The organism is Rhodococcoides kroppenstedtii, from assembly GCF_900111805.1.
In the GTDB taxonomy this organism is placed as follows: Bacteria; Actinomycetota; Actinomycetes; order Mycobacteriales; family Mycobacteriaceae; genus Rhodococcoides; species Rhodococcoides kroppenstedtii.
Genome location: NZ_FOJN01000024.1, coordinates 1 through 26,384, shown reverse-complemented (window position 1 = coordinate 26,384; position 26,384 = coordinate 1). Strand labels below are relative to the sequence as shown.

The window sequence follows — 26,384 nt, the reverse complement described above, 5'->3', positions numbered from 1 at the left end:
CTGCTCGTCGGTGAACTGGCGAAATCGTGACTTCGTCTGTCCCATACGGCCACGGTCTCGCGGGTTACCGCTTAACTATGGGAGACACGCCCTAGACGTGCCACTTTTTAGCCCAGCCATGAAGTTTGCGCCATCTGAGATGGTTAGGCTCTTGAAGATCATGCCAGTCAGGCTGCTCTCACCCACCCGGATTTTCGAAAGGTCCGCGTGTAGACACTGGGTTTCTGCGGCGAGGGCTGAGGCGGCCATGGATTTGCCCATTGCGCCGGGCGCTGAGATGAGCAATGCCGAACTCCTCGGCCCCGACTCGTCCATCAGCACATCGGGCCACACGTACGAGGAAGGCGCTCCTGAGGCTTGTTCCAAACTGCGATCGATCCTGCCGGTCTCGAAGTCCACCCTGGACATCAGGGGCATCTCGCGAGCAATCTCAAGAAGGGGCTGCCGAGTTATCATTCAGACTCCTTCGTGGGGTTGCTCAGGCTCAAATTGCCTAGAGGTTAACAACCAGAGGTCTTGACCGTGCCCGCTTCGCGCGTTGCGATGCTCGTCTCCTTGATGGGTCACTCTTCAATGGGGGCGGTCACCGGGCGGTCCCGCGCAGCACGAGCAGGGGAGCGGCGACGGCCAACAGCAACGCCGGGACGACGAACGCCACGTGCGGGTGCACCGCGTAGAGCGGAGTCAGCGCCAGCGGCGCCGCGGCCGCCCCGAAGAACCGGAAGGACTGCACGACGGACACCGCGCCGCCGCGGTTGGCGCCCGACGATCCGAGGACGGCGGTGTTGACTCCGACCAGGATCATCTGGGACGCGACGCCCGCGGCCGCCCAGACGAGCGCCACCACGAGCAGGAGGTCGACGGTGCCGGCGACGAGCACCGCCGCCGCGCCCAGCGGTGCGGCGAGGACGATGGTCCGGCGCGCGCCCCACCGATCGATCAGCCCGCCCGCGCGCCGCGCCGTGAGGATGCCGGCGACACCGAAGACGGTGAGCAGCAGTCCGCGCTGCGCGGCGGTGAGTCCGAAGGTGTCCTCGCCGCGGAAGGCGACGAGGAAGCTCAGGCCGCCGAGGGCACCCCACCCGAGGAAGGCGATCGTCGCCACGCGCAGGACCGGCAGGGTCAGCGCATCGCGCAGCCGTCCCGCCGGCGCCCCCTGCTCGGAGGCGTCGTCGGCGTCGACGTCGCCGGGAAGTCCGGCGGCGCCGAGCGCGACCGACACCACCGCGAGGATCACGAAGGCCAGCCGCCAGTCGAGCTCGGCGGACAGCCCGCCCACCAGCGGTGCGCTGGTCTGACCGGCCGCCTGGCAGGCACCGAACGTGCCGAGGACGCGCCCGAGTCGCTCCCGCGGAGTGACCGCGGCCAGCGCCGCCAGCAGCAGGGGAGTGGTGAACGAGTTGGCGACGCCCTGAATCGCGCGGGCGCCGAGCAGCAGGCCGAGCGTGGGCGCGAGAGCGCAGGCCAGCGAGGACACCGCGTAGAGGGCGTACGCCCAGCGCACCGTCCGTACGCGTCCCCACCGGGCGCCGAGCGTGCCCGAGACGAGCATGACGGCCGCGAACGGCAGCAGGTACGCGGTGAGCGACGACGACGCGGTGCCCGGCGTGACCCCGAGGTCGCGGCCGATTTCGGGCAGCATCGACGCGACGACGCCGCCGCCGAACGGCCCGAGGAACCCGCCGGCATAGAGCGCGGCGACCCGAAGCGACGCCCGACGGTCCCCGCTCACCACCGGCGCGGGGGACGAGCGGGGCTCACGCGCCGAACCGGCCCGGTCCGCGTCGTCGCAGGTAGCGCTCGAACTCGGCCGCCAGCGCGTCGCCGTCCACCTTGGCGACGGCCTCGTTCATGTCGACCTCGGCGTCGCCGCGCTCCTCGAGCGACCGGACGTACTCCGCGATCTCCTCGTCGTCCTCGGTCATCTCGGTGACCTGCTGTTCCCAGTCCTCCGCCTGCGTGGGCAGCTCGCCCAGGGGGACCTCGATGTCGAGCACGTCCTCGACGCGCTGCAGCAACGCCACCGTCGCCTTGGGGTTCGGCGGCTGCGAGACGTAGTGCGGCACGGCCGCCCACAACGACACGGCGGGCACCCCGGCGCGGACGCACTGGTCCTGCAGGACCCCGGTGATGCCCGTCGGGCCCTCGTAGCGCGTCTGTTCCAGGTTGAACTGCTCGGCGGCCTCGGTGCTGTACGCCGTGCCGGTGACCGGAACGGGCCGGGTGTGCGGCGTGTCGGCCAGCAGCGCGCCGAGGATGACGACGGTCCGCACACCCAGTTCTTCGACGAAGTCCAGCAGGTCGTCGCAGAAGCTGCGCCACCGCATGTTGGGCTCGATCCCACGGAGCAGGACCACGTCGCGGTCGCTGCCGGGAGGCGAGCACAGCGACAACCGGGTCGAGGGCCAGTCCATCTCGCGGGTGACGCCGTCGACCTGCCGGACGGTGGGCCGGTTTACCTGGTAGTCGTAATAGTCCTCGGAGTCGAGCTCGGCAAGCGGCGTCGCGTCCCAGATCAGTTCCAGGTGCTCGACGGCCCCGCTGGCCGCGTCCCCCGCGTCGTTCCATCCCTCGAAGGCCGCGACCAGAACGGGGTCACGCAGCGTCGGCACGGCCCGATCGTCGCCGTCGTCCGTCTCGCGTTCGCCCGGGGGCTCGAATGGCTCGCTCACCCACCCAGCCTACGACCCCCCTCTCCCGCGCCGATGTGTCGTGGTCGCCCTCTACGCTTGGACCATGCCTGTCGAATTCCGGTCACGCCTGCTCGATGCGCTGAACCAGCGCGTTGTCATCGGCGACGGCGCCATGGGCACGATGCTGCAGGCGGCGGATCTCACGTTGGACGACTTCCGTGGGCTCGAGGGGTGCAACGAGATCCTCAACGACACCCGCCCCGACGTGCTGCGTTCCATCCATCGCGCGTACTTCGAGGCCGGTGCGGACGCGGTGGAGACCAACACCTTCGGCTGCAACCTCCCGAATCTGGCCGACTACGACATCGCGGATCGGATTCGGGAACTCGCGTACAAGGGCACGGCCCTCGCCCGCGAGGTCGCCGACGAGATGGGACCGGGCCGGGACGGGATGGGCCGGTTCGTGCTCGGCTCGCTCGGTCCGGGAACCAAGCTTCCGACGCTCGGGCACGCCCCGTTCCGCTCGCTGCGCGATGCCTACACCGAGGCCGCGCTCGGCATGATCGACGGCGGTGCCGACGCCGTGCTGATCGAGACCTGCCAGGACCTGCTCCAGGTCAAGGCCGCGATCCTGGGCTCGCAGGCCGCCATGGAGCAGTTGGGCGTGCGGATCCCGATCATCACGCACGTCACGGTCGAGACCACCGGCACCATGCTGCTCGGCAGCGAGATCGGGGCGGCCCTGACGGCCATCGAGCCGCTCGGGGTCGACATGATCGGACTGAACTGCGCCACCGGTCCGGCGGAGATGAGCGAGCATCTGCGTCACCTGAGCAAGCACGCCACGGTGCCGGTGTCCGTCATGCCGAACGCCGGCCTGCCGCAGCTCGGGCCGAACGGCGCGGAGTACCCCCTTGCGCCCGACGAGTTGGCCGAGGCCCTCCGCGGGTTCGTCACCGACTACGGGCTCGCGCTGGTGGGTGGCTGCTGCGGAACCACCCCCGAGCACATCCGCCAGGTCGCCGACGCGGTCCACGACGCGCCGCGGGCGCAGCGCACCCCGGCGCCGGAAAACGGGGTGTCCTCGCTCTACGCGGCGGTGCCGTTCGACCAGGACTCGTCGGTGCTCATGATCGGTGAGCGGACCAACACCAACGGCTCCAAGGCGTTCCGCGAGGCGATGATCGCCGAGGACTACCAGAAGTGCGTGGACATCGCGAAGGATCAGACTCGCGACGGCGCCCACATGCTCGATCTCAACGTCGACTACGTCGGACGTGACGGTGCGGCCGACATGGCGGCACTGGCATCGCGGTTCGCGACGTCGTCGACGCTGCCGATCATGTTGGACTCCACCGAGCCTGCCGTGCTCGAGGCCGGTCTCGAGCACCTCGGCGGCCGCTGCGCGGTGAACTCGGTCAACTACGAGGACGGCGACGGGCCGGGCTCGCGGTTCGAGCGCATCATGCAGCTGGTGACCCGCCACGGCGCGGCCGTGGTCGCCCTGACCATCGACGAGGAGGGTCAGGCGCGGACCGCGGAGTGGAAGGTACGCATCGCCGAGCGTCTCATCGCCGACATCACCGGGAACTGGGGTGTACCGAAGTCGGACATCATCATCGATGCGCTGACCTTCCCCATCTCCACCGGTCAGGAGGAGGTGCGGCGCGACGGCATCGAGACCATCGAGGCCATCCGGATCCTGCACGAGCGGCACCCGGAGGTGCACTTCACGCTGGGCATCTCCAACATCTCGTTCGGCCTGAACCCCGCGGCGCGCCAGGTGCTCAACTCGGTGTTCCTGCACGAGTGCACGGAAGCCGGACTCGACACCGCCATCGTGCACGCGTCGAAGATCCTGCCGATGGCTCGGATCCCCGAGGAGCAGCGCCAGGTGGCGCTCGACCTGGTCTACGACCGCCGCCGCGACGGGTACGACCCGCTGCAGGCCCTCATGTCCCTGTTCGAGGGAGTCTCCGCGGCGTCGGCGCGCGAGTCGCGGGCGCAGGAGCTCGCCGGGTTGCCGCTGTTCGACCGGCTCGAACGGCGCATCGTCGACGGCGAACGCGCCGGCCTGGACGACGACCTCGACGAGGCGATGCAGACCACGCCGCCGCTCGCCATCATCAACGAGACCCTGCTGTCCGGCATGAAGACGGTCGGCGAGCTCTTCGGCTCGGGTCAGATGCAGTTGCCGTTCGTGTTGCAGTCGGCCGAGGTGATGAAAGCCGCTGTCGCGCACCTGGAACCGCACATGGAGGCGAGCGACGAGGACGGCAAGGGTCGCATCGTGCTGGCCACCGTCAAGGGCGACGTGCACGACATCGGCAAGAACCTCGTCGACATCATCCTCAGCAACAACGGCTACGAGGTGGTCAACCTCGGCATCAAGCAGCCCATCCAGGCCATCCTCGACGCGGCGGTGGACAAGCGGGCCGACGTCATCGGCATGTCCGGACTGCTGGTCAAGTCCACCGTGGTGATGAAGGAGAACCTTCTCGAACTGAACGCCAAGGGGGTCGCGGAACAGTTCCCCGTGTTGCTCGGCGGCGCGGCGCTCACCCGCAGCTACGTGGAGAACGACCTCGCCGAGGTGTACGAGGGCGAGGTCTCCTACGCCCGCGACGCGTTCGAGGGTCTGCGGCTCATGGACAGCATCATGAGCACCAAGCGGGGTGCGGCTCCCGCCCCGGACAGTCCCGAGGCGCTCGCCGCCGCCGCCAAGGTGGCCGAGCGCAAGGAACGCCACGAGCGCTCACGGCGGATCGCCGAGAAGCGCAAGGCAGCCGAGGTTCCGGTGGAGATCCCGGCGCGGTCCGACGTCGCGGTGGAGAAGGAGCTGCCGGCCCCGCCGTTCTGGGGCAGCCGCATCGTGAAGGGCATCGCCCTGGCCGAGTACTCGGGGCTGCTCGACGAGCGGGCACTGTTCCTCGGCCAGTGGGGTCTGCGCGGTGCCCGCGCCGGGGACGGCCCGACGTACGAGGATCTGGTGGAGACGGAGGGCCGGCCACGCCTGCGGTACTGGCTGGACCGACTCAGCACCGATGGCATCCTGGCCCATGCCGCGCTGGTCTACGGGTACTTCCCGGCGGTCTCCGAGGGCAACGACGTGGTGGTGCTCGAGGCCCCGGAACCCGATGCGCCGGAACGGTTCCGGTTCACCTTCCCCCGTCAGGACCGTGGCCGGTTCCTGTGCATCGCCGACTTCGTCCGCTCTCGCGACCTCGCCCGCGAGACCGGGGTGGTCGACGTCCTGCCGATGAACCTGGTGACCATGGGCCAGCCCATCGCCGACTTCGCCAACGAGCTCTTCGCCGCCGACGCCTACCGCGACTACCTCGAGGTCCACGGCATCGGCGTCCAGCTCACGGAGGCGCTGGCGGAGTACTGGCACCGCCGCGTGCGGGAGGAACTCGTGCTCCCCGGCGGTCGGTCACTGGTCGACCAGGATCCCGACGAGGTGGAGGGGTACTTCAAGCTCGAGTACCGCGGCGCGCGCTACTCCTTCGGCTACGGCGCCTGCCCCGACCTCGAGGACCGCATCAAGCTGGTCTCGCTGCTCGAGCCCCAGCGCATCGGCGTCGACCTCTCGGAGGAGCTGCAGCTGCATCCCGAGCAGTCGACCGATGCGTTCGTGCTCCACCACCCGGAGGCCAAGTACTTCAATGTGTGAGAACTTCGATGTCTGAACTCCAGGCCGTCCTGTTCGACATGGACGGCACGTTGCTCGACTCGGAACGGCTCTGGGACGTCGCCGTCTACGAACTCTCCGCTCGGCTGGGCCGCGAGCTGACGCACGAGGTCCGGGAGTCGACGCTGGGCAACTCCATGCAGGGTGCGCTGGCCAAGGTGTTCGCTCACGTGGGCCGCGAGGCGACGCCGGAGAACCTCGCCGAGGCCGCGGAGTGGCTGAACGGGCGCGTCCGGGTGCTGTTCGCCGAGGGCCTGCCGTGGCTGCCCGGGGCCGCGGAGACCCTGGATGCGGTGAAGGCCGCCGGCCTGGGCTGCGCGCTGGTCACCAACACCGAACGGGCCCTCACCGAGGTCGCGCTCGAGACGCTCGGTCGCCACCGGTTCGACGCCACGGTGTGCGGCGACGAGGTCGCCTCCGCCAAGCCGGCGCCCGACCCGTACCTGCGGGCGGCCCGCCTGCTCGGGGTCGACACGACGTCCTGTGTCGCGGTCGAGGATTCGCCCACGGGGACGCAGGCCGCGAGCACCGCCGGGTGCGCGGTTCTGGTCGTCGGCACCGAGGTGCCGGTGCCCGCGGGACCCGGGCGTACGTTCCGCAACGGCCTCGTCGGCGTCACCGTGGACGAGCTCCGCGACGTCGCTTCGCGGCGACCCGCGTGACAGTCACGCGGCGACCCGCGTGACCGCTGCAGATCGCGTCGCCGCGGCGTGGAACAATCTAGCCCCGTGAAGAACTTCGATTCCCTGTTCGCCGAGCTCACCGATCGTGCCGCGACCCGCCCCGAGGGGTCGGGCACGGTGGCTGCGTTGGACGCCGGCGTGCATGCGCAGGGGAAGAAGGTTCTCGAGGAGGCCGGCGAGGTCTGGATCGCCGCGGAGCACGAGTCCGACGAGGCCCTGGCCGAGGAGATCTCGCAGCTTCTCTACTGGGTGCAGGTGCTCATGGTGGGCAGGAACATCTCGCTCGAGGACGTCTACCGACATCTGTGACGCCCGCCGTCGACCCTCCCTCCCACTGCAAGCCGAAAGTCGAACCATGTTGCGTGTCGCCGTTCCCAACAAGGGCGCCCTGTCCGAACTCGCCGCCGAGATCCTGACGGAGGCGGGCTACCGTCGCCGCTCCGATTCTCGGGATCTCACCGTGCTCGACCCCGCCAACAACGTCGAGTTCTTCTTCCTCCGTCCGAAGGACATCGCCATCTACGTCGGGTCGGGGGAGTTGGACCTCGGCATCACCGGGCGCGACCTCGCGCTCGATTCCGGTGCACCCGTGGCGGAGCGCCTCGCCCTGGGCTTCGGGTCCAGTACGTTCCGGTACGCCGCGCCCGCGGGCCGGGACTGGTCCCCGGAGGATCTCGCGGGGCTCCGCATCGCCACCTCCTACCCCAACCTGGTGCGCGCCGATCTCGCCCGACGCGGCCTCGAGGCCACCGTCATCCGGCTCGACGGCGCCGTCGAGATCTCGATCCAGCTCGGTGTGGCCGACGCCATCGCCGACGTCGTCGGCTCCGGACGCACACTGCGTCAACACGATCTGGTGGCCTTCGGCGAATCGCTGTGCGACTCCGAGGGTGTGCTCATCGAGCGCGAGGGGTCCGACGGCGACGACCGCGCCCGTAACCAGTTGATCGCCCGCGTGCAGGGGGTGGTGTTCGCCCAGCAGTACCTGATGCTGGATTACGACTGCCCCCGCACGCTGCTCGACCAGGCGGTCGAGATCACCCCCGGACTCGAGTCGCCCACCCTGTCGCCGCTGGCCGACGAGGCGTGGGTGGCCATCCGCGCGATGGTGCCGCGCAAGGGCCACAACGCGGTGATGGATCGCCTCGCGGATCTGGGTGCGAAAGCGATTCTGGCGTCCGACATCCGGTCCTGCCGGGCGTTCTAGGTCCGCGCACGCACCTCGAGCGTCTGGAAGGACCGGCCCACGGGGCCGTGCTCGTCGTGCAGGACGGCCGAGCACAGCCCGACGCCGTCGTCGCTCAGCGCGGTGCTCGCCTGCACCCCGACCCACTCACCGCGCGGCACGCGCACGACCTCCACGGTGAGGTCGGTGTTGAGGAACGTGTGGCGGGTGGGATCGACGCGTGCGGCGACGCCGTTGGCGATGTCGGCGACGGCGAACAGTCGCACGATCGGTGAGGTCGACTCGCCCAGCACCACAGGGTGTTTCGGCCGGGCCCAGACCGATCCGGGCCCGTCGTCGGTGGCGGGTTCGCCACCGCGGAAGTCGAGACTGTCGAGGAACCCGCCGTGCCAGTGCTCGGGGAAGACCCACCGGGACTCGCTCTCGTGCGGGCCCGGACGCAGCGGCGCGTCGACATCGTGCGCGACGTCGGCCGTGTCGGAGGTGGCGATGCGCCATCCGGTCGCCCGAGCGACCGCACGCGCGGTGCCGTCCGGACCGTCCGCGACCAGCTCCGCCGACAGCATCGACACGCGGCGCCCGGGCCGTTCCACCCGGGCACGCACGTCCAGCTCGCCGACCGGAATCGGCCCGAGGATCTCCATGGTGACCCGAGCGAGGCGACTGCCCTCCTGCGGCGCGCACTGCTCGAGCGCGCGGGCGAGCAGCGCGGACGGGGGAGCGCCGTGCTGCATCGTCTCCGCCCACACGCTGGTGGTGAAGGCCGTCGCGCGGACGCTCGCGTAGCCCTCGCGCCGCGCCGCGATCGGCACGAAGAGGGCGGTCACGACACCGCCTCCGCCCCGGGCCACCCGGGATACTCGGGCGGTGTGCCGCCGAAGGACGGGCACAGCGCCTGGTAATCGCACCACGAACACAACCGGCTCTTGCGGGGCCTGAAGTCCCCGGTCTCGCCGGCGGTGCGGATGGCGGCCCAGATGGCCGTCAGCGTCCGCTCGAACCGGACGAGCTCGTCGGCGTCCGGTGTGTAGGTGAGTTCCTGACCGTCCGCGAGGAAGATCAGCTTGAGCTGCGCGGGCACCACGCCGCGGGTGCGCAGCAGCACCAGCGCATAGAACTTCATCTGGAACAGCGACTTGGGCTCGGCGAGCTCGCGCGGAGCGCGGCCCGTCTTGTAGTCGACCACCCGTACGGCGCCGCTGGGGGCGACGTCGATGCGGTCGACGATGCCACGCAGCACCACGCCGTCGGCCAGTTCGGTCTCGACCGACTGCTCGCAGGACTCCGGCTCGAAGCGGGTGGGATCCTCCAGCGCGTAGTACCCGGCGACCAGCGCCTGCGCCTCCGCCAGGAACTTCTCCACCTCGTGCTCGGCCACCACGTCACCGGCGAACTCGCGCTCGGCCTTCACCTCGTCCCACGACTGGTCGATCAGCGCGACCGCGCGTTCGGTCACGCGATCCGCCGCCGGCAGTCCGAAGAGGTTCTCGAGCACGCGGTGGACGAGGGTGCCGCGCAGCTGCGCCTTGGACGGGGGCGCCGGGATGCGGTCGATGGCGCGGAACCGGTAGAGCAGCGGGCACTGCTTGTAATCGGCTGCGCGGGAGGGCGACAGCGCCGGACGACGCCGTACCCGCGGTTCGGTGGAGATGCTCACGGCTCACGACACTAAGCCCGACCACCGACAACCGCGGGCACCTGCCCTACAGTTCTCGAGGCGCGTCGCGCGTCCCGTGATCCCCGTTCGAGAGGAACCCCCCACCGTGGAGCCCACCGGCACCGAGTCCGCACCGAGCCGGAGCGGACCCTTCCGGGTGGGCGACCGGGTCCAGCTCACCGACGCGAAGGGTCGGCACTACACGGTGGTGCTCGAGGAGGGCAAGGAGTTCCACACCCACCGCGGCGGCATCCGTCATCAGGATCTGCTCGGCGCCGACGAGGGCTCGGTGGTCACGTCCACCAACGGCACGCCGTACCTCGCCCTGCGTCCGCTGCTCGTGGACTACGTGCTCTCCATGCCCCGCGGCGCGCAGGTCATCTACCCCAAGGACGCCGCGCAGATCGTGCACGAGGGCGACGTCTTCCCCGGCGCCCGTGTCCTGGAGGCCGGCGCCGGGTCCGGCGCCCTCACGTGCTCGTTGCTGCGCGCGGTGGGGGAGTCCGGACGGGTCGTCTCCTACGAGGTGCGCGACGACCACGCCGAGCACGCCGTCCGCAACGTCGAGACGTTCTTCGGAACGCGCCCGGCGAACTGGGATCTGGTGATCGACGACGTCGCCGCGTTCGACGTCGCGCGGCACGGCGGTCTCGTCGACCGCGTGGTGCTCGACATGCTCGCGCCGTGGGACGCCCTGCCGGCGGTGTCGCAGGCGATCGTCCCCGGGGGCGTGCTCATCGTGTACGTGGCCACCACCACTCAGCTGTCGAAGGTGGTCGAGGCGTTGCGGGCGCAGGAGTGCTGGACCGAACCGCGATCGTGGGAGTCCATGGTGCGCGGGTGGCACGTCGTCGAACTCTCCGTCCGGCCCGAGCACCGCATGCAGGGCCACACCGCGTTCCTCGTCTCCGCCCGCCGTCTCGCCGAGGGCACGGTCACCCCCAAGCCGCAGCGGCGGGCGGGCAAGACGGGGAACACGCCCGCCTGACGGCCGCCGCGACTCCCGGCCGCTGACCTCGACGTCCCGCACGTTCCCGTATCTGGCGGTAGCGTTGATCGATACGTTTCGGGAGGAGTCCTGCATGAGCCCTACTGATCACTCGGACCAGGCCGCACTGGCGGCGGAACTCGAGTCGCTGCGCGCGGAAGCCGCTGCCCTTCGTCGTCAACTCGCGTCGACCCGTGGGGGAACACTGCCGTCCGCCGAGGTGCGGGACCTCGAGAACAAGATCGACACGCTGACCACGCGCAACGGCAAGCTGCTCGAGACCCTGAAGGAGGCGCGCCAGCAGCTCATCGCGCTGCGCGAGGAGGTCGATCGACTCGGCGCCCCGCCCAGCGGGTACGGCGTCCTGGTCCACGTCTTCGACGACGGCAACGTCGACGTCTTCACCTCGGGCCGCAAGATGCGCCTGTCCTGCTCGCCCAACATCGACGTCGACGCCCTGCGTCCCGGCCAGACGGTGCGGCTGAACGAGGCCCTGACCATCGTCGAGGCGTGCGAGTTCGAGCGCGTCGGCGAGATCTCGGCGCTGCGGGAGGTGCTCGACGACGGCCGCCGCGCGCTGGTGGTCGGCCATGCCGACGAGGAGCGCGTCGTCTGGTTGGCCACGCCGCTGCAGGAGATGAACGACGACGAGTCGCCGGAGGATCCGGACGGACCGTCGCGGCGGCTGCGTCCCGGCGATTCCCTGCTGGTCGACACCAAGGCCGGCTACGCGTTCGAGCGCATCCCCAAGGCCGAGGTCGAGGACCTGGTGCTCGAGGAGGTGCCGGACGTCGGCTACGAGGACATCGGCGGCCTCGGTCGGCAGATCGAGCAGATCCGGGACGCGGTGGAGCTGCCGTTCCTGCACAAGGATCTGTTCCGCGAGTACGCGCTGCGTCCGCCTAAGGGTGTGCTGCTCTACGGCCCGCCCGGGTGCGGAAAGACCTTGATCGCCAAGGCCGTCGCCAACTCCCTGGCCAAGAAGATCGCGGAGGCCAAGGGCGAGGACGCGCGCGAGGCCAAGTCGTTCTTCCTCAACATCAAGGGCCCGGAGCTGCTGAACAAGTTCGTCGGCGAGACCGAGCGGCACATCCGGCTCATCTTCCAGCGGGCTCGCGAGAAGGCGTCCGAGGGCACCCCGGTGATCGTGTTCTTCGACGAGATGGACTCCATCTTCCGCACCCGCGGGTCGGGCGTGTCGTCCGATGTCGAGACCACCGTGGTACCGCAGTTGCTGGCCGAGATCGACGGCGTCGAGGGCCTCGAGAACGTCATCGTCATCGGCGCCTCGAACCGCGAGGACATGATCGACCCGGCCATCCTGCGGCCCGGCCGCCTGGACGTGAAGATCAAGATCGAGCGTCCCGACGCCGAGTCGGCGCTGGACATCTTCTCGAAGTACCTCGACGAGTCGCTGCCCGTCGCGGCCGACGATCTGGCCGAGTTCGGCGGTGATCGCGCCGCCTGCATCCGCGCAATGATCGAGCGGGTCGTGGAGCGGATGTACGCCGAGAGCGACGACAACCGGTTCCTCGAGGTCACGTACGCCAACGGCGACAAGGAGGTCCTGTATTTCAAGGACTTCAACTCGGGCGCGATGATCCAGAACATCGTCGACCGGGCGAAGAAGTACGCCATCAAGTCGGTGCTCGACACCGGGACCAAGGGCCTGAGTGTCCAACATCTCTTCGACTCCATCGTCGACGAGTTCGCGGAGAACGAGGACCTGCCCAACACCACCAACCCGGACGACTGGGCGCGCATCTCCGGCAAGAAGGGGGAGCGCATCGTCTACATCCGCACCCTCGTCACCGGCAAGAACGCGAGCACCAGTCGATCCATCGACACCGAGTCGAACACCGGCCAGTACCTGTAGTCCGACGCCGGACCGGCCGCCCGAGCCCCCGCGAGCACCCGCTCGCGGGGGCTCGTCGTCTCTCCTGGCCTAGGCTCGAATCATGGAGCGCATCATCGGTGTCGAGGTCGAGTACGGCATCTCGTCACCCACCGAGCCGACGGCCAACCCGATTCTCACGTCCACTCAGGCCGTCCTGGCGTACGCGGCGGCGGCCGGGGTGCCCCGAGCCAAGCGCACCCGGTGGGACTACGAGGTGGAGTCACCGCTGCGGGACGCCCGCGGATTCGACCTCGGTCGCTTCAGCGGGCCGGCGCCGGTGATCGACGCCGACGAGGTCGGCGCGGCCAACATGATCCTCACCAACGGAGCCCGGCTCTACGTGGACCACGCGCATCCGGAGTACTCCGCCCCGGAGGTCCGCGACCCGCTCGACGCGGTGATCTGGGACAAGGCGGGCGAGCGCGTCATGGAGGCGGCCGCCCGACACGCCTCGTCGGTGCCCGGAGCACCCCGATTGCAGCTGTACAAGAACAACGTCGACGGCAAGGGCGCCTCCTACGGCACCCACGAGAACTACCTCATGTCCCGCGAGACGCCCTTCTCGGCCATCGTGGCGGGACTGTCGCCGTTCTTCGCCTCGCGGCAGGTCTTCACGGGCTCGGGACGCGTCGGGCTGGGGCAGTCGGGTGACGAGCCGGGCTTCCAACTCTCGCAGCGCGCCGACTACATCGAGGTCGAGGTCGGGCTCGAGACGACGCTCAAGCGCGGCATCATCAACACCCGCGACGAGCCGCACGCCGACGCCGACAAATACCGCCGCCTGCACGTCATCATCGGCGACGCGAACCTCGCCGAAATGGCCACCTATCTCAAGGTGGGGACGACCGCGCTGGTCCTCGACGTCATCGAGGCGGGGGTCGACCTGACGGATCTGCAGCTCGCCCGGCCGGTGACGGCCGTCCACCGCATCAGTCACGATCCGACGCTCCGCACCACGGTCGCGCTGGCCGATGGCCGCGAGCTGACGGCGTTGGCGCTCCAACGCATCTACCTCGAACGGGTCTCGCGACATCTGGACAGCCGCGGCGAGCGGGATCCGCGGGCGGACGACGTCGTCGAGAAGTGGGCGATGATCCTCGACAAGCTCGAGCGTGACCCGATGGAATGCGCGACCCTGCTCGACTGGCCCGCGAAACTGCGCCTCCTCGAGGGATTCCGGACGCGGGAGAACCTGGGGTGGTCGGCGCCGCGCCTGCATCTGGTGGACCTGCAGTACTCCGACGTCCGCCTCGACAAGGGCCTCTACAACCGTCTCGTCGCCCGCGGGTCGATGGAGCGCCTGGTCACCGAGCAGCAGGTCATGGACGCGGTCTCCACGCCGCCGTCGGACACGCGGGCCTACTTCCGCGGGGAATGCCTGCGGCGCTTCGGCTCCGACATCGCCGCCGCCAGCTGGGACTCCGTCATCTTCGATCTCGGCGGGGAGTCCCTGGTGCGCATCCCCACGCTCGAGCCGCTGCGGGGGAGCAAGGCCCACGTGGGCGCGTTGCTCGACTCGGTGGATTCGGCCGCCGAACTGGTCGATCAACTCACCGGCTGATCCGTCCGACCGCGCGTTGCCACCCCCGCCCGCGACGCGCTCGGTAGGCTCGAAGATCCACGCGACGAACCGGTGGTACGACGAGGAGGCCCGCAATGGCACAAGAGCAGACCACACGCTCCGGTGGTGGCGACGACGACGAAGGCGGCGCCGAGGGCGCATCGGGCCAGGAGCGCCGGGAGAAGCTCGCCGAGGAGACCGACGATCTGCTCGACGAGATCGACGACGTGCTCGAGGAGAACGCCGAGGACTTCGTGCGGGCCTACGTTCAGAAGGGTGGCCAGTGACGGAACCCGAGCGCCGCAACACTGGCGACACCCTCGCCTACGGTTCCCCGTTCTCGTCCTTCACCGATCACCTGCGGGCGTACGCGCCGCACCTGTTGCCGGAGAACCGATTCCGCTCGGATCCCACGACGGAGCTCGCGCAGGAGGCCGCCATGAGCGACATCGCGCCGCACGGCACCACGATCGTCGCCGTCACCTACGACGGCGGCGTGATCCTCGCCGGTGACCGTCGGGCGACGCAGGGCAATCTGATCGCGAGCCGCGACGTGGAGAAGGTCTACGTCACCGACGAGTACTCGGCGGCCGGTATCGCGGGCACCGCCGGCCTGGCCATCGAGTTGGTCCGGCTGTTCGCCGTCGAGCTCGAGCACTACGAGAAGATCGAGGGCGTTCCCCTCACCTTCAACGGCAAGGCGAACAAGCTGTCGTCGATGGTGCGGGCCAATCTCGGTGCGGCCATGCAGGGCCTGGCCGTGGTTCCGCTGCTCGTGGGGTACGACCTCGACGCCGCGGACGCCCGGCGTGCCGGGCGCATCGTCTCCTACGACGTGGTCGGCGGCCGGTACGAGGAACGGTCCGGATACCACGCGGTGGGGTCGGGCTCGCTGTTCGCGAAGTCGGCCATGAAGAAGCTCTACCGCGACGGGCTCACCGAGGACGACGCACTGAGGGTGGCGGTCGAGGCGCTCTACGACGCCGCGGACGACGATTCCGCCACGGGCGGGCCCGATCTGGTGCGCGGCATCCTGCCCACGGCCGTGACCATCGGTGCGAGCGGAGCAGCGTTCGTCGAGTCGACGCGCACCGAGGCCCTGGCCCGGGCGATCGTGCAGGACCGCACGGAAGGGGGACAGCGCCGATGACCATGCCGTACTACGCGTCCGCCGAGCAGATCATGCGCGATCGCTCGGAGTTGGCGCGCAAGGGAATCGCCCGCGGGCGCAGTGTCGTCGTCCTGACGTACGCCGACGGGGTGCTCTTCGTCGCCGAGAACCGATCGTCGGCGCTGCACAAGGTCAGCGAGCTGTACGACCGGCTCGGCTTCGCCGCCGTGGGGAAGTACAACGAGTTCGAGAACCTGCGCCGCGCGGGCATCGTGCACGCCGACACCAAGGGCTACACCTACGACCGCGCGGACGTCACCGGCCGCTCGCTGGCCAAGGCGTACGCCCAGACCCTGGGCACCATCTTCACCGAGCAACTCAAGCCCTACGAGGTGGAGATCTGCGTGGCGGAAGTGCCGCGGCCGGGCGAAACCGGTGTGCCGCAGCTCTATCGGATCACCTACGACGGGTCCATCGTCGACGAGCGTGACTTCGTGGTGATGGGCGGGACCACCGAGCCCATCACGGCGGCGCTGCGGGAGGCGTACCGCGGCGATCTCGACCTGGCGTCGGCGGTCGGTATCGCGATCACCGCGCTGCAGGACGGGACGTCGGCTCCGACCAACGGAGGCGGCGAGCCGGCGGAACGCCGGGTGCTCGAGGTGGCCAGTCTGGAAGTGGCCGTGCTGGAACGCCATCGGCCGCGGCGGGCGTTTCGCCGCATCGGGGGAGCGGCGCTCGAGGAGCTGCTGCCGTCGTCGGGTACCGGGTCCGTCGACCCGCCCGCCGGGACGGGGTCCGATCAGCCGACGCCGCCCGGTCCGTAGACCGTGAGGAGCGAGGGTCGGGCTTCGAAATCGAAAGCCCGGCCCTCGCCCGCGATCTCGCCGTCGACGGCCACCGCGACGGGTGGACCGTCGTGCCGGACCGACAGCGTCGTCACCCGCTCCTGTCGATAGGTCGGTGACGAGCCGAGGCTGCCGGTCAGGGCGGCCAGCGCGAGGCGGGTCCGCGAGAACCGAATCCGCGCCCGCAAGTAGCGCACGTCGAGGACGCCGCCCGCGATCGACGGCCGCGACATCGGCACCTGATCGGCCGGGGCGTAGCTTCCGTTGCCCACGAACAACATCCAGACCGGATCGACGCGCCCGCCGACGACGGCGTGCAACGGCCGCGCGACGGCGAGGACGGCCACCATCGCGGCCGCCGCGGCGGGCCACTTTCCCACGCGGTCCGTCCATCGATCGCGCAGCCGCACCGTGTCCGGGTAGCCGCCGATGCTCGCGGTGTTGACGAACAGCGTCGGCTCCCCGCCGTCGATGGTCACGCTGCCGAGATCCACCCGCGCCGCATGCCCCTGTTCGACGGCGGCCGCGGTGGTGGACACCCGCGTCAGACCGATGTCACGCGCGAAGTGGTTGAGCGTGCCGCCGGGGAAGACGGCGAGCGGCAGCTCGGTCCGGACCGCGGCGGCGACCGCCGCGGCCACCGTGCCGTCGCCGCCGCACACGCCGAGTGCGTGGACGGACCCGTCGACCTCGGCCTGCAATCGTGCCGAGAAGTTCTCGCCCTCGTCCGGCTGGACGAACCGTACGTCCGGGAGCGCCTCGGCCACCGCGGCGACCACCTCCGAATTGTATTTTCCCGCAGCAGGATTGACCAGGACGACCAGCCCCCGGCCTCGATGCAGAGCAGGGGCCGAGCCGCGCCCGCCCACCTGCGCGGGGGTGGCCGAGCGCACCGCCCACCACCGCCGGGTCGCCAGTGCGACGCCGGCTCCGACGCCCGCGCCGACCACGACGTCGGAGGGCCAGTGGACCCCCACGTGGACACGCGAGTACGCGACCGCGAGGGCGAGGGGCGCGACGAGCACCCCGGCGACGGGGGACTCGAGGGCGACCCCCGTCGCGAACGCCGCCGCGGACGCCGCGTGACCCGACGGGAACGACGACGAGACGGGGCGGACGCCGAGCCGACGCAGGGCCGGCACCTCGAGAGCCGGGGGTCGGTCGCGGGGGAGCAAGGGCTTGAGAACGCCGTTGGCCACGGAACTGGCTCCGGCGACGGCGAGCAGTCCACGGACCGCCCCGCGACGCCGGGCACCGCCCGTGGCGCCGAGCGCTCCGGCCACGAGCACCCACAGCACGCTGTGGTTCGCCAGGGAGGTGAGGCCGCGCAGGACGGGATCGGCCGGTCCGGGCCGGGTCGCGTAGCTCGACCGGACCAGCGCGAGATCGACGGCTCGGGTCCGGTTGCGAAGCGATCGTGCGCTCATCGCTGCCACCCTACGGTCCGCCGGTGGTTGTACTGTCGAGTCGTGGAGCGACGAATCATGGGGATCGAGACGGAGTTCGGTGTCACGTGCACGTTCCACGGACATCGCCGACTCAGCCCGGACGAGGTGGCGCGCTATCTCTTCCGGCGCGTGGTGTCGTGGGGGCGCAGTTCCAACGTGTTCCTCCGCAACGGTGCGCGGCTCTACCTCGACGTCGGGTCGCACCCCGAGTACGCCACGGCCGAGTGCGATTCGCTCGAGCAGCTCGTCGCGCACGATCGGGCCGGGGAGCGGGTCCTCGAGGATTTGCTGATCGACGCCGAGCAGAGGTTGTCCGACGAGGGCATCGGCGGCGACATCTACCTGTTCAAGAACAACACCGACTCGGCGGGCAACTCGTACGGCTGCCACGAGAACTACCTCGTCGTCCGCGCGGGGGAGTTCTCCCGCATCTCGGACGTTCTGCTGCCGTTCCTCGTCACGCGCCAGCTGATCTGCGGCGCCGGGAAGGTTCTGCAGACCCCGAAGGCGGCTGCGTTCTGCCTGTCCCAGCGCGCGGAGCACATCTGGGAAGGCGTCTCCTCGGCCACCACGCGGTCCCGGCCCATCATCAACACGCGCGACGAACCGCACGCCGACGCCGAGAAGTACCGCCGGCTGCACGTGATCGTCGGCGACTCGAACATGGCCGAGCCCACCACCATGCTCAAGGTCGGCAGCGCCGCGCTGGTCCTCGAGATGATCGAGGCGGGCGTGTCCTTCCGAGACTTCGCGCTGGACAACCCCATCCGCGCCATCCGCGAGGTCTCGCACGATCCGACCGGTCGACGTCCGGTGCGCCTGGCGGGCGGACGGCAGGCGAGTGCGCTCGAGGTGCAGCGCGAGTACCACGCGCGGGCCGTCGAGCACCTGCGCAACCGCACGCCCGACGTGCGGATGGAACAGGTCGTGGACCTGTGGGGCCGCACCCTCGACGCGGTCGAGGCCCAGGACTTCGCCAAGGTCGACACCGAGATCGACTGGGTCATCAAGCGCAAGCTGTTCGAGCGCTACCAGGATCGGTACTCGATGGACCTGTCGGATCCGAAGATCGCGCAGCTCGACCTCGCATACCACGACATCAAACGCGGCCGGGGCGTCTTCGACGTCCTGCAACGCAAAGGCCTGGTCACGCGGATCACCGAGGACGCCGCGATCGACGAGGCCGTGGACACGCCGCCGCAGACCACGCGCGCCAAACTGCGCGGAGAGTTCATCGCCGCCGCCCAGAACGCCGGGCGCGACTTCACCGTCGACTGGGTGCACCTGAAGCTGAACGACCAGGCTCAGCGCACCGTGCTGTGCAAGGATCCGTTCCGGTCCGTCGACGAGCGGGTCGAACGGCTCATCGCCTCCATGTGAGCGTTCGTCCCCGGGTCGGCGTTGCGCCGCCGGGCACGGGGGAGCCGACCCACTAGTCTGGGTCGGTGGCGGTGTCCAAAGTCGAACGACTCATGAACCTGGTGATCTGCCTGCTCTCCACCCGGCAGTTCCTCACCGCGGAGCGCATCCGTGCGTCCGTCGCCGGCTACGAGGAGTCGGTCAGCGACGAGGCGTTCGGGCGCATGTTCGAGCGCGACAAGAACGAACTCCGCGATCTCGGAGTGCCGTTGGAGACCGGCCAGCTGTCCCGGTTCTCCACCACCGAGGGCTACCGCATCAACCGCGATCGCTACGAGCTTCCCGACATCGACCTGGCGCAGGACGAGGCCGCCGCCGTGGCCGTGGCGGTGCAGCTGTGGGAATCCCCCGAGCTCACCTCCGCCGCGCAGAGCGCGATGCTGAAGCTCCGCGCCGCCGGGGTCCAGGTGGACACCGAGCACTCGCCCGCGGCCGTGACCGCCATTCCGGCCCGCAGTCGAGGATCGGAACCCGCGCTCGGCAAGTTGCTCGCCGCCATCGACGCGGGCAAGTCCGTCCGCTTCCCGCACCGCGCCTCGCCCACGGCGGAGGCCGTCACGCGCACGGTCGAGCCGTGGGCCGTCGTCACGCAGTCCGGACGGTGGTACCTCGTCGGTCACGACGTCGATCGTCGCGACGTCCGCACCTTTCGACTGTCGCGGATCGGTGACGACGTCGTCGCGTTCGGCCGCGCGGGGTCGGTGCGCAAGCCGGACGACGTCGACCCGGCCGCGCTGGTCGCCCGCCTCCGCGGCACCGGGGGCGTCGCCGGGACGGCGCGGGTCTGGGTGGCCGACGGGCGCGCCGAGGAGGTGCGGCGGTTGGGATCGGTAACCGAGACCCGCACCGTCGCCGGTCGCGCGGGCGAGGTCGTCGACCTGTCGGTGCGGTCCTGGGAGTGGGTGGCCCGAGTGATCGCGGGCCACGGGGCCGACGCGATCGTGCTGGAGCCGGAGGAGCTCCGCGACCAGGTGGTCCGCATCCTCACCGGGGTCGCGGACCGCGACGGAACGAACGACGTCGCGGACCGCGACGGAGCAGTGGTGTCCCCGTGAGCGTTCGCCTGTCGTCGCGCCTGGCGCGCCTGCTCAACCTGGTGCCGTACTTCATCGCCAACCCCGGGATCAGCGCGGCCGACGCGGCCGCGGAGCTGGGGGTCACCACCAAGCAGCTGATGGAGGACCTGAATCAGCTGTGGATGTGCGGCCTGCCGGGCTACGGCCCCGGCGATCTCATCGACCTCTCCTTCTCCGAGGAGAGCATCCAGGTGACCTTCTCCGCCGGTATCGACCGTCCGTTGCGGCTGACGTCGACCGAGGCGACGGCGCTGCTCATCGCCCTGCGGTCGCTGGTGGAGATGCCCGGCATGGTGGACCCGACGGCCGCCCACCGCGCCATCGCCAAGATCGAACAGGCGGCCGGAGTCGCCGCACCGACGTCGGGACCCGCCGACGACGACGCGCCGGAGGAGAGTCCCGCCGTCGCCACCGTGCGCGGGGCATTGGCCCGGGGACGTGCTCTCGATCTGACGTACTACTCCGCGTCACGGGACGTGGTGTCCATGCGGACCGTCGACCCGGTACGGATCGTCCTGGTGGACGAGCACAGCTATCTGCAGGCGTGGTGCCGCTCCGCCGAGGGTGTGCGACTGTTCCGGCTCGACCGCATCGACGCCGCCACCGAACGAGCCGAGCCGTCGACCCCGCCCGAGAAGGCCGTGGGGGGCGACGAGGCGTTGGACCTGTTCCACGACGACCCGTCGCTGCCGGTCGCGCGCCTGCTCGTCCGGCCCGACCACATCTGGATCCTCGACTACTACCCGATGGTGCGCGTGCTCGATCATGCCGACGGGTCGGTCGAGGTCACCATGCGGTTCGCCACGTTGGACTGGATGTCCCGGTTGGCGATCGGCCTGGGTTCGGGCGTGACCGTGCTCGGACCGGACGAGCTGGTCGAGGCCGTCACCGAACGGTCGCGCGCGGCGCTCGCGGCGTATCGACAGGCGCGAGAGGCAGCCGATGAACACTGAGCGAATCCTGCGGTTCCGGGCCGATTCACGGCCGCTGACGCACACCTCGGTCCGGTAGCATCGGCTCCACCGATACTGGGAGGTTTCAACATGGGTGCCCTACAGCCCTGGCACTGGATCGTTCTGATCATCGTGGTCGTTCTGCTCTTCGGATCCAAGAAGCTGCCCGAGGCGGCGCGTGGTCTGGGTCGCTCGATGCGCATCTTCAAGAGCGAGGTCCAGGAGATGCAGAACGACGGCAAGAAGGGCGATGCACCGGCTCCGCAGGCTCCCGCGCAGCAGCCGCCGGCACAGTTGCCGCCCTCCGCCGCGCAGGTCGACCCCAGCCCCGTCGCACCGTCGTCCGACGTGCGCGACGAGCACCCGCGTTCCGCCTGACCGTTCGTTCTCCTCGTCCGCTGCCGTGACCGTTCCGCGGTCACGGCAGCGATGAGTCGATCCGGAAGACTTGATCCGTGCGCATACCGTTCGACCCGCGGCAGAGACGTCGCCGCGTCAATCCCGACGGCACCATGTCGCTGGTCGAGCATCTGTACGAGCTGCGGACGCGGTTGCTCTGGTCGATGTTCGCCGTGCTGCTCACGACGGTGATCGGCTTCTTCTGGTACTCCCACTCCCTGTTAGGCATCGAGTCCCTCGGCGACCTGCTGCGCGGCCCGTACTGCTCGTTGCCCCCGGAGAGCCGCGCCGAGCTCAGTGCGGACGACGCGTGTCGCCTGCTCGCGACGGGGCCGTTCGAGCAGTTCATGCTCCGCTTCAAGGTCGCCATCACCGCGGGCGTCGTGCTCGCCTGCCCGGTGTGGCTGTACCAGATCTGGGCGTTCATCACGCCGGGGCTGTACAAGCACGAGCGTCGCTACGCCGTCGCGTTCGTCACCGCCGCGGCCGCGCTGTTCGTCGCCGGCGCCGTCCTCGCGTACGTCGTCGTGGCCAAGGCCCTGCACTTCCTGCTCACCATCGGTGACAACGTGCAGATCACCGCGCTGAGCGGTGCCGAGTACTTCGGGTTCGTCATCAACCTGCTCGTCATCTTCGGCGTCAGCTTCGAGATCCCGCTGCTCATCGTCGCCCTCAACGCCGTCGGCGTCCTGCGCTACGAGAAACTCCGCAGTTGGCGACGCGGCCTCATCTTCGCGATGTTCGCCTTCGCGGCCGTGGTCACCCCCGGCGGCGATCCCTTCTCCATGACCGCGCTCGCGCTCGCGTTGTGCATCCTCGTCGAGATCGCCATCCAGGTGGCGCGCCTCAACGACCGGCGGCGAGCCCGCCGAGACACCGAACAGTGGGGCGACCTGTCCGACGACGAGGCGTCGCCCCTCGAGACACGGGCCACCCCCGTCGGCGCACCGACGCCCGTCGAGAGCGCCCCGACGCCGGTGTCGCGGCCGACGTCGGTCCGACTCGACGAGCGGGCGGACTACTCCGACACGGTCTGACGCTGGTCGACGGTTACTGTGGATTTCGTGTCCACCGAGAGCGACCGCGTCATCGTGGCAGACCTGGACGGGCCCCGGCTGACGGAGTTCACGTCGCTGCTGCCGTTTCCCCTCGATCCGTTCCAATGGCGGGCGTGCCGCGCCCTCGAGGACGGGCACGGAGTTCTCGTCTGCGCTCCCACGGGGGCGGGCAAGACCGTCGTCGGCGAATTCGCCGTCCACCTCGCCCTGTCGTCGGGCGCCAAGTGCTTCTACACGACGCCCATCAAGGCGCTGAGCAATCAGAAGTTCGCCGAGTTGACCGCTCGCTACGGACGCGGCCACGTCGGGCTGCTCACCGGTGACCAGAGCATCAACTCCGACGCGCCGATCGTCGTGATGACCACCGAGGTCCTTCGCAACATGCTGTACGCGGAATCGCCTGCGCTGCGCGGACTCTCGCACGTGGTGATGGACGAGGTGCACTACCTCGCCGACCGGTTCCGCGGCGCCGTGTGGGAGGAGGTCATCCTGCACCTGCCCGAGGACGTCCGGCTGATCAGTCTCTCCGCGACCGTGAGCAACGCGGAGGAGTTCGGCGCCTGGATGGAGACCGTGCGCGGCAACACGGCCGTCGTGGTGGACGAGACGCGCCCGGTCCCGCTGTGGCAGCACATTCTGGTGGGTCGGCGCCTGTTCGACCTCTTCGACGTCGACGCGAACGCGGGCGCCTCCGGGCCGGTGATCGACAAAACGCTCGTCCGCTACGTCAAGGAGAAGGTCAACGCCGAGCGGATGGGTGCCTGGGAAGCGCCGCGCGGGCGTGGGCGCTCCGGACGCGGAGGTGGCGGCCGGCCGGGGCGGCCCGAGAGTCGACCCATCCCGCGGCCGGAGGTGATCAAGCTCCTCGACGAGGAAGGCCTGCTGCCGGCGATCACGTTCGTCTTCAGCCGCGCCGGCTGCGACAGCGCGGTCGATCAGTGCCTGCGGTCGGGGTTGCGTCTGACCACCGACGAACAGGCGGTGCAGATCGGTGAGGTGATCGAGCGTCACACCGCCGAGATCCCGCGCGGCGACCTCGAGGTGCTGGGGTTCTGGGAATGGCGCGACGCGCTCGAGCGAGGGCTCGCCGCACACCACGCCGGGATGTTGCCGGTGTTCCGCCACACCGTCGAGGAGCTGTTCGTCCGCGGCCTGGTGCGGGCGGTGTTCGCCACCGAGACGCTGGCCCTGGGCATCAACATGCCCGCCCGGACCGTGGTCCTGGAACGTCTGGTCAAGTTCAACGGTGAGACGCACGCCAACCTGTCGCCGGGGGAGTACACCCAGTTGACCGGCCGTGCCGGTCGACGCGGCATCGACGTCGAAGGGCACGCCGTCGTGCTGTGGCAGTCCGGCGTCGAACCGACCGAGGTGGCCGGCCTGGCGACCACGCGCACGTTCCCGCTGCGCAGCTCCTTCCGGCCGTCGTACAACATGGCGATCAACCTGGTCGAGCGGATGGGTGTCGACGCCTCGCGGGCGCTGCTCGAGCGGTCCTTCGCGCAGTATCAGGCCGACGCGTCGGTGGTGGGGCTGGTCCGCGGCATCGAACGTGGCGCCGCCACCCGCAACGAACTGCTGACCAAGCTCGGCGGCGCCGATTCGCCGTACGTGGAGTACACCGAACTGCGTGCGCGGCTGAAGGAACGCGAACGCGAGTTGGAACGCCAGGGCCGCACGGACCGTCGCAACGACGCCGTCACCTCGCTCGTGAGCCTGCGACGCGGCGACGTCATCTCCATCCCGTCGGGCCGACGATCCGGACTCGCCGTGGTGCTCGAGACCGATGCGAACTCCGTGGACCCGCGGCCCCTGGTGCTGACCGAGGACAAGTGGGCTGGGCGGGTCTCCTCGGCGGACTTCCCGACGCCCGTCTCGGCTCTCGGCTCGATGCGACTGCCGCGCCACGTCGATCACCGGACGGCCCGCACCCGGCGCGATCTGGCGTCGGCGCTCCGCAGCACCGGCATCACACCGCCGGGACGGGGCCGCCGCGTGAGATCGTCCGCCGCGGACGACCGAGAACTGTCGACCCTGCGGCGGGCCGTGCGGTCCCACCCGTGTCACACCTGGCCCGACCGCGAGCACCTGGCCCGGTTGGCCGAGAAGTACAGCCGCGTGGAGCGCGAGACCGACGCCATGCGGCAGAAGGTCGCCGCGACCACGAACTCGTTGGCGCGGACGTTCGACCGCATCCTCGCGCTGCTGTCCGAACGGGGATACGTCGAGCACGTCGACGGAGAAGTGCGCGTCACCGAGCGCGGTTCCAAGCTCACCCGGCTCTACTCGGAATCGGATCTGCTGGTGGCCGAGTGTCTTGCCGAGGGTGTATGGCGCGGACTCGGACCGGCGGAGCTGGCATCGGTGGTGTCCGCGGTGGTCTTCGAGTCCCGGCAGGAGGGGGAGAGCATGGCGCAGGGCCCCACGGGCAACATCCGTCATGCCCTGGCGCGGACGTTGGCCACGTGGCACGACCTGCGCGCCGACGAGATCCGACTCAAGCTGCCACCCACGCGGGAGCCCGACACCGGCTTCATGATCGCCGTGTACAAGTGGGCGCGGAAAGAGTCCCTCGAGGACGTGCTCTTCGCCGCGGGTCAGCACGGCCGGGCCCTGTCCGGCGGCGATTTCGTCCGGTGGTGTCGCCAGGTGATCGACCTCCTCGACCAGATCCGCACGGCAGCCCCCGACACCGAGGTCTCGTCCGCGGCGAGCAAGGCGATCTCGGCGATCCGACGCGGCGTCGTCGCCGTCGACGCCGCCTGACCGGGTACGGTGCGACCGGAGCAGCCGACGCGGTGATCGCACGATCCGCGCGGGCGCGACGCACGCGGACTCGACCGACGCAGTGGAGGCGACCATGACCGGCCCGTACGACAAGAACGATCCGTCGCAGCAGAGCGACGGCGGGTCGGACCCGTCCACCCGGTCGTTCGAGGGCCAGTACCCGCCGCCCGGGCAGAGCCCGTACCAACAGGGGTACGGGCAGCAACCGGCTTACGGCCAGCAGCCCCAGTACGGACAGCCTCAGTACGGCCAGCCTCAGTACGGACAACCCCAGTACGGGCAGCCGGGCTACGGTCAGCAGCCCCAGTACGGTCAACCCCAGTACGGACAGCAGCCCCAGTACGGTCAACCCCAGTACGGACAACAGCCCCAGTACGGGCAGCAGGCGTACGGGGAGGCCCCCGCCTACGACCAACAGCCTCACGGCCAGCAACCGCAGTACGGTCAGCAGCCCTACGGCGGCCAGGGGTGGCAGAACCCGCAGCAGTCGTCCTCGTCGTCGAAGAAGGTTCTGTTCATCGTCGTCGGAATCATCGCGGCATTAATCGTGGTGGTCGTGGCGGCGGGGTTGATCCTGTTCCGCAGCAACACGTTCGACAACGCCGCGGTGCAGGACGGTGTCGCGAAGATCGTCACGGAGAGCTACGGCGCCATCGACGTGTCCGACGTGTCGTGCCCCTCCGGTCAGAAGGCAGAGACGGGCACGCAGTTCACGTGCACCCTCGTCGCGGACGGCGCGCCGCGCACGGTCACCGTGACCGTCAAGGACGACCAGGGAACGTACGAAGTGGGCCGGCCCCGCTAGGAGGACGACCCAGCCCCGGTCAGAACGGGGGTGGGGTGTCGTCCGGTGTGATGACCCTGCGGAGTCGGTTGCGGTTGCGTTCCTGTCGTCGGCGGGCGTGTTTCTGTTCGGTGCGTGGAGCTGGTCGTTGGCGTTCGGTGGGTTTCGGGGGCGGCTTGCCCGGGGTCGGCGGGTCGCCGAAGAC

Annotated in this window: 22 protein-coding genes; 17 read left to right on the top strand and 5 right to left on the bottom strand. The window is 69.9% G+C overall.

The annotated features are described in order from the left end of the window. Positions 1 to 583: 583 nt before the first annotated feature. A complete protein-coding gene (locus BMZ18_RS18945; protein WP_068364888.1) occupies positions 584 to 1,732 on the bottom strand; it encodes an MFS transporter in 1,149 nt (382 codons plus the stop codon). Positions 1,733 to 1,757: 25 nt separating this feature from the next. Then, on the bottom strand, positions 1,758 to 2,672 hold the full coding sequence (locus tag BMZ18_RS18940; protein ID WP_068364863.1) for a PAC2 family protein: 915 nt from the start codon (positions 2,670 to 2,672) through the stop codon (positions 1,758 to 1,760). Between the two features lie 64 nt (positions 2,673 to 2,736). Here BMZ18_RS18940 and metH point away from each other — a divergent pair, with 64 nt between their 5' ends. From metH to hisG, 4 genes are read left to right on the top strand one after another with little or no spacing between them, the layout of a single operon-like run. Beyond that, positions 2,737 to 6,306, top strand: coding sequence for a methionine synthase (metH, locus tag BMZ18_RS18935; RefSeq protein ID WP_068364891.1), 3,570 nt, complete (start codon positions 2,737 to 2,739; stop codon positions 6,304 to 6,306). 8 nt (positions 6,307 to 6,314) lie between these two features. Next, a complete protein-coding gene (locus BMZ18_RS18930) occupies positions 6,315 to 6,986 on the top strand; it encodes an HAD family hydrolase (RefSeq protein ID WP_068364866.1) in 672 nt (223 codons plus the stop codon). 48 nt (positions 6,987 to 7,034) lie between these two features. Then, complete coding sequence (locus BMZ18_RS18925; protein ID WP_170851514.1) at positions 7,035 to 7,316, top strand: phosphoribosyl-ATP diphosphatase; 282 nt, start codon at positions 7,035 to 7,037, stop codon at positions 7,314 to 7,316. Between the two features lie 46 nt (positions 7,317 to 7,362). Continuing rightward, a complete protein-coding gene (gene hisG, locus BMZ18_RS18920; RefSeq protein ID WP_068101290.1) occupies positions 7,363 to 8,214 on the top strand; it encodes an ATP phosphoribosyltransferase in 852 nt (283 codons plus the stop codon). Here hisG and BMZ18_RS18915 read toward each other — a convergent pair. Then, complete coding sequence (locus BMZ18_RS18915; protein ID WP_068364894.1) at positions 8,211 to 9,020, bottom strand: thioesterase family protein; 810 nt, start codon at positions 9,018 to 9,020, stop codon at positions 8,211 to 8,213. The genes hisG and BMZ18_RS18915 overlap by 4 nt on opposite strands. Next, a complete protein-coding gene (locus BMZ18_RS18910) occupies positions 9,017 to 9,844 on the bottom strand; it encodes a RecB family exonuclease (RefSeq protein ID WP_371828520.1) in 828 nt (275 codons plus the stop codon). Before BMZ18_RS18910 ends, BMZ18_RS18915 begins: the two co-directional genes overlap by 4 nt. 112 nt (positions 9,845 to 9,956) lie before the next feature. On the opposite strand from BMZ18_RS18910, the gene BMZ18_RS18905 reads away from it, so the two are divergent. From BMZ18_RS18905 to prcA, 6 genes are all read left to right on the top strand, one after another. Then, positions 9,957 to 10,838, top strand: coding sequence for a tRNA (adenine-N1)-methyltransferase (locus tag BMZ18_RS18905; RefSeq protein ID WP_235606528.1), 882 nt, complete (start codon positions 9,957 to 9,959; stop codon positions 10,836 to 10,838). Positions 10,839 to 10,932: 94 nt separating this feature from the next. Further along, positions 10,933 to 12,714, top strand: coding sequence for a proteasome ATPase (arc, locus tag BMZ18_RS18900; RefSeq protein WP_068101299.1), 1,782 nt, complete (start codon positions 10,933 to 10,935; stop codon positions 12,712 to 12,714). A gap of 82 nt (positions 12,715 to 12,796) precedes the next feature. Further along, entirely contained in the window at positions 12,797 to 14,296 is a 1,500-nt protein-coding gene (gene dop / locus BMZ18_RS18895; RefSeq protein WP_068364869.1) for a depupylase/deamidase Dop, read from the top strand. A gap of 95 nt (positions 14,297 to 14,391) precedes the next feature. Beyond that, entirely contained in the window at positions 14,392 to 14,583 is a 192-nt protein-coding gene (locus BMZ18_RS18890; RefSeq protein WP_068101305.1) for a ubiquitin-like protein Pup, read from the top strand. After that, positions 14,580 to 15,446, top strand: a complete 867-nt coding sequence (gene prcB / locus BMZ18_RS18885) for a proteasome subunit beta (RefSeq protein ID WP_068101308.1) — start codon at positions 14,580 to 14,582, stop codon at positions 15,444 to 15,446. Before BMZ18_RS18890 ends, prcB begins: the two co-directional genes overlap by 4 nt. Continuing rightward, positions 15,443 to 16,234 (top strand): proteasome subunit alpha, encoded by a 792-nt coding sequence (prcA, locus tag BMZ18_RS18880; protein ID WP_068364872.1) that lies wholly within the window; start codon positions 15,443 to 15,445, stop codon positions 16,232 to 16,234. The genes prcB and prcA overlap by 4 nt, the downstream gene beginning before the upstream one ends. On the opposite strand, the gene BMZ18_RS18875 is transcribed toward prcA, so the two are convergent. Beyond that, positions 16,210 to 17,682, bottom strand: a complete 1,473-nt coding sequence (locus BMZ18_RS18875; protein WP_068364875.1) for a bifunctional phosphatase PAP2/diacylglycerol kinase family protein — start codon at positions 17,680 to 17,682, stop codon at positions 16,210 to 16,212. The two genes, prcA and BMZ18_RS18875, sit on opposite strands and share 25 nt — an antisense overlap. A 42-nt stretch (positions 17,683 to 17,724) precedes the next feature. Between BMZ18_RS18875 and pafA the strand changes: the two genes are divergently transcribed. The 7 genes from pafA (at position 17,725) to BMZ18_RS18840 (ending at position 26,200) form a co-directional block, all read left to right on the top strand. Continuing rightward, positions 17,725 to 19,083 (top strand): Pup--protein ligase, encoded by a 1,359-nt coding sequence (pafA, locus tag BMZ18_RS18870; protein ID WP_201132967.1) that lies wholly within the window; start codon positions 17,725 to 17,727, stop codon positions 19,081 to 19,083. Between the two features lie 65 nt (positions 19,084 to 19,148). Continuing rightward, positions 19,149 to 20,177 carry a helix-turn-helix transcriptional regulator gene (locus BMZ18_RS18865; protein WP_068364878.1) on the top strand — a complete coding sequence of 343 codons (1,029 nt, stop codon included), beginning with the start codon at positions 19,149 to 19,151 and terminating at the stop codon, positions 20,175 to 20,177. After that, positions 20,174 to 21,151, top strand: a complete 978-nt coding sequence (locus BMZ18_RS18860) for a helix-turn-helix transcriptional regulator (protein WP_068364881.1) — start codon at positions 20,174 to 20,176, stop codon at positions 21,149 to 21,151. Before BMZ18_RS18865 ends, BMZ18_RS18860 begins: the two co-directional genes overlap by 4 nt. Positions 21,152 to 21,241: 90 nt before the next feature. Continuing rightward, complete coding sequence (tatA, locus tag BMZ18_RS18855; RefSeq protein ID WP_068101319.1) at positions 21,242 to 21,529, top strand: Sec-independent protein translocase subunit TatA; 288 nt, start codon at positions 21,242 to 21,244, stop codon at positions 21,527 to 21,529. A 77-nt stretch (positions 21,530 to 21,606) separates the two neighbouring features. Further along, the gene (tatC, locus tag BMZ18_RS18850) at positions 21,607 to 22,587 is read left to right on the top strand and encodes a twin-arginine translocase subunit TatC (protein WP_068364883.1); all 981 of its coding nucleotides are present in this window, start codon (positions 21,607 to 21,609) and stop codon (positions 22,585 to 22,587) included. Between the two features lie 27 nt (positions 22,588 to 22,614). Then, positions 22,615 to 25,374 (top strand): DEAD/DEAH box helicase, encoded by a 2,760-nt coding sequence (locus BMZ18_RS18845; RefSeq protein ID WP_371828519.1) that lies wholly within the window; start codon positions 22,615 to 22,617, stop codon positions 25,372 to 25,374. A gap of 94 nt (positions 25,375 to 25,468) precedes the next feature. Further along, complete coding sequence (locus BMZ18_RS18840) at positions 25,469 to 26,200, top strand: DUF4333 domain-containing protein (RefSeq protein ID WP_068364900.1); 732 nt, start codon at positions 25,469 to 25,471, stop codon at positions 26,198 to 26,200. The last annotated feature ends 184 nt before the right edge of the window (positions 26,201 to 26,384 follow it).

Excerpts from the sequence above, each read along its gene's own strand:
- metH (WP_068364891.1), top strand. The coding sequence starts at position 2,737 with ATGCCTGTCGAATTCCGGTCACGCCTGCTCGATGCGCTGAACCAGCGC.
- BMZ18_RS18930 (WP_068364866.1), top strand. The coding sequence starts at position 6,315 with ATGTCTGAACTCCAGGCCGTCCTGTTCGACATGGACGGCACGTTGCTC.
- hisG (WP_068101290.1), top strand. The coding sequence starts at position 7,363 with ATGTTGCGTGTCGCCGTTCCCAACAAGGGCGCCCTGTCCGAACTCGCC.
- arc (WP_068101299.1), top strand. The coding sequence starts at position 10,933 with ATGAGCCCTACTGATCACTCGGACCAGGCCGCACTGGCGGCGGAACTC.
- dop (WP_068364869.1), top strand. The coding sequence starts at position 12,797 with ATGGAGCGCATCATCGGTGTCGAGGTCGAGTACGGCATCTCGTCACCC.
- BMZ18_RS18890 (WP_068101305.1), top strand. The coding sequence starts at position 14,392 with ATGGCACAAGAGCAGACCACACGCTCCGGTGGTGGCGACGACGACGAA.
- prcA (WP_068364872.1), top strand. The coding sequence starts at position 15,443 with ATGACCATGCCGTACTACGCGTCCGCCGAGCAGATCATGCGCGATCGC.
- BMZ18_RS18875 (WP_068364875.1), bottom strand. The coding sequence starts at position 17,682 with ATGAGCGCACGATCGCTTCGCAACCGGACCCGAGCCGTCGATCTCGCG.
- tatA (WP_068101319.1), top strand. The coding sequence starts at position 21,242 with ATGGGTGCCCTACAGCCCTGGCACTGGATCGTTCTGATCATCGTGGTC.
- BMZ18_RS18840 (WP_068364900.1), top strand. The coding sequence starts at position 25,469 with ATGACCGGCCCGTACGACAAGAACGATCCGTCGCAGCAGAGCGACGGC.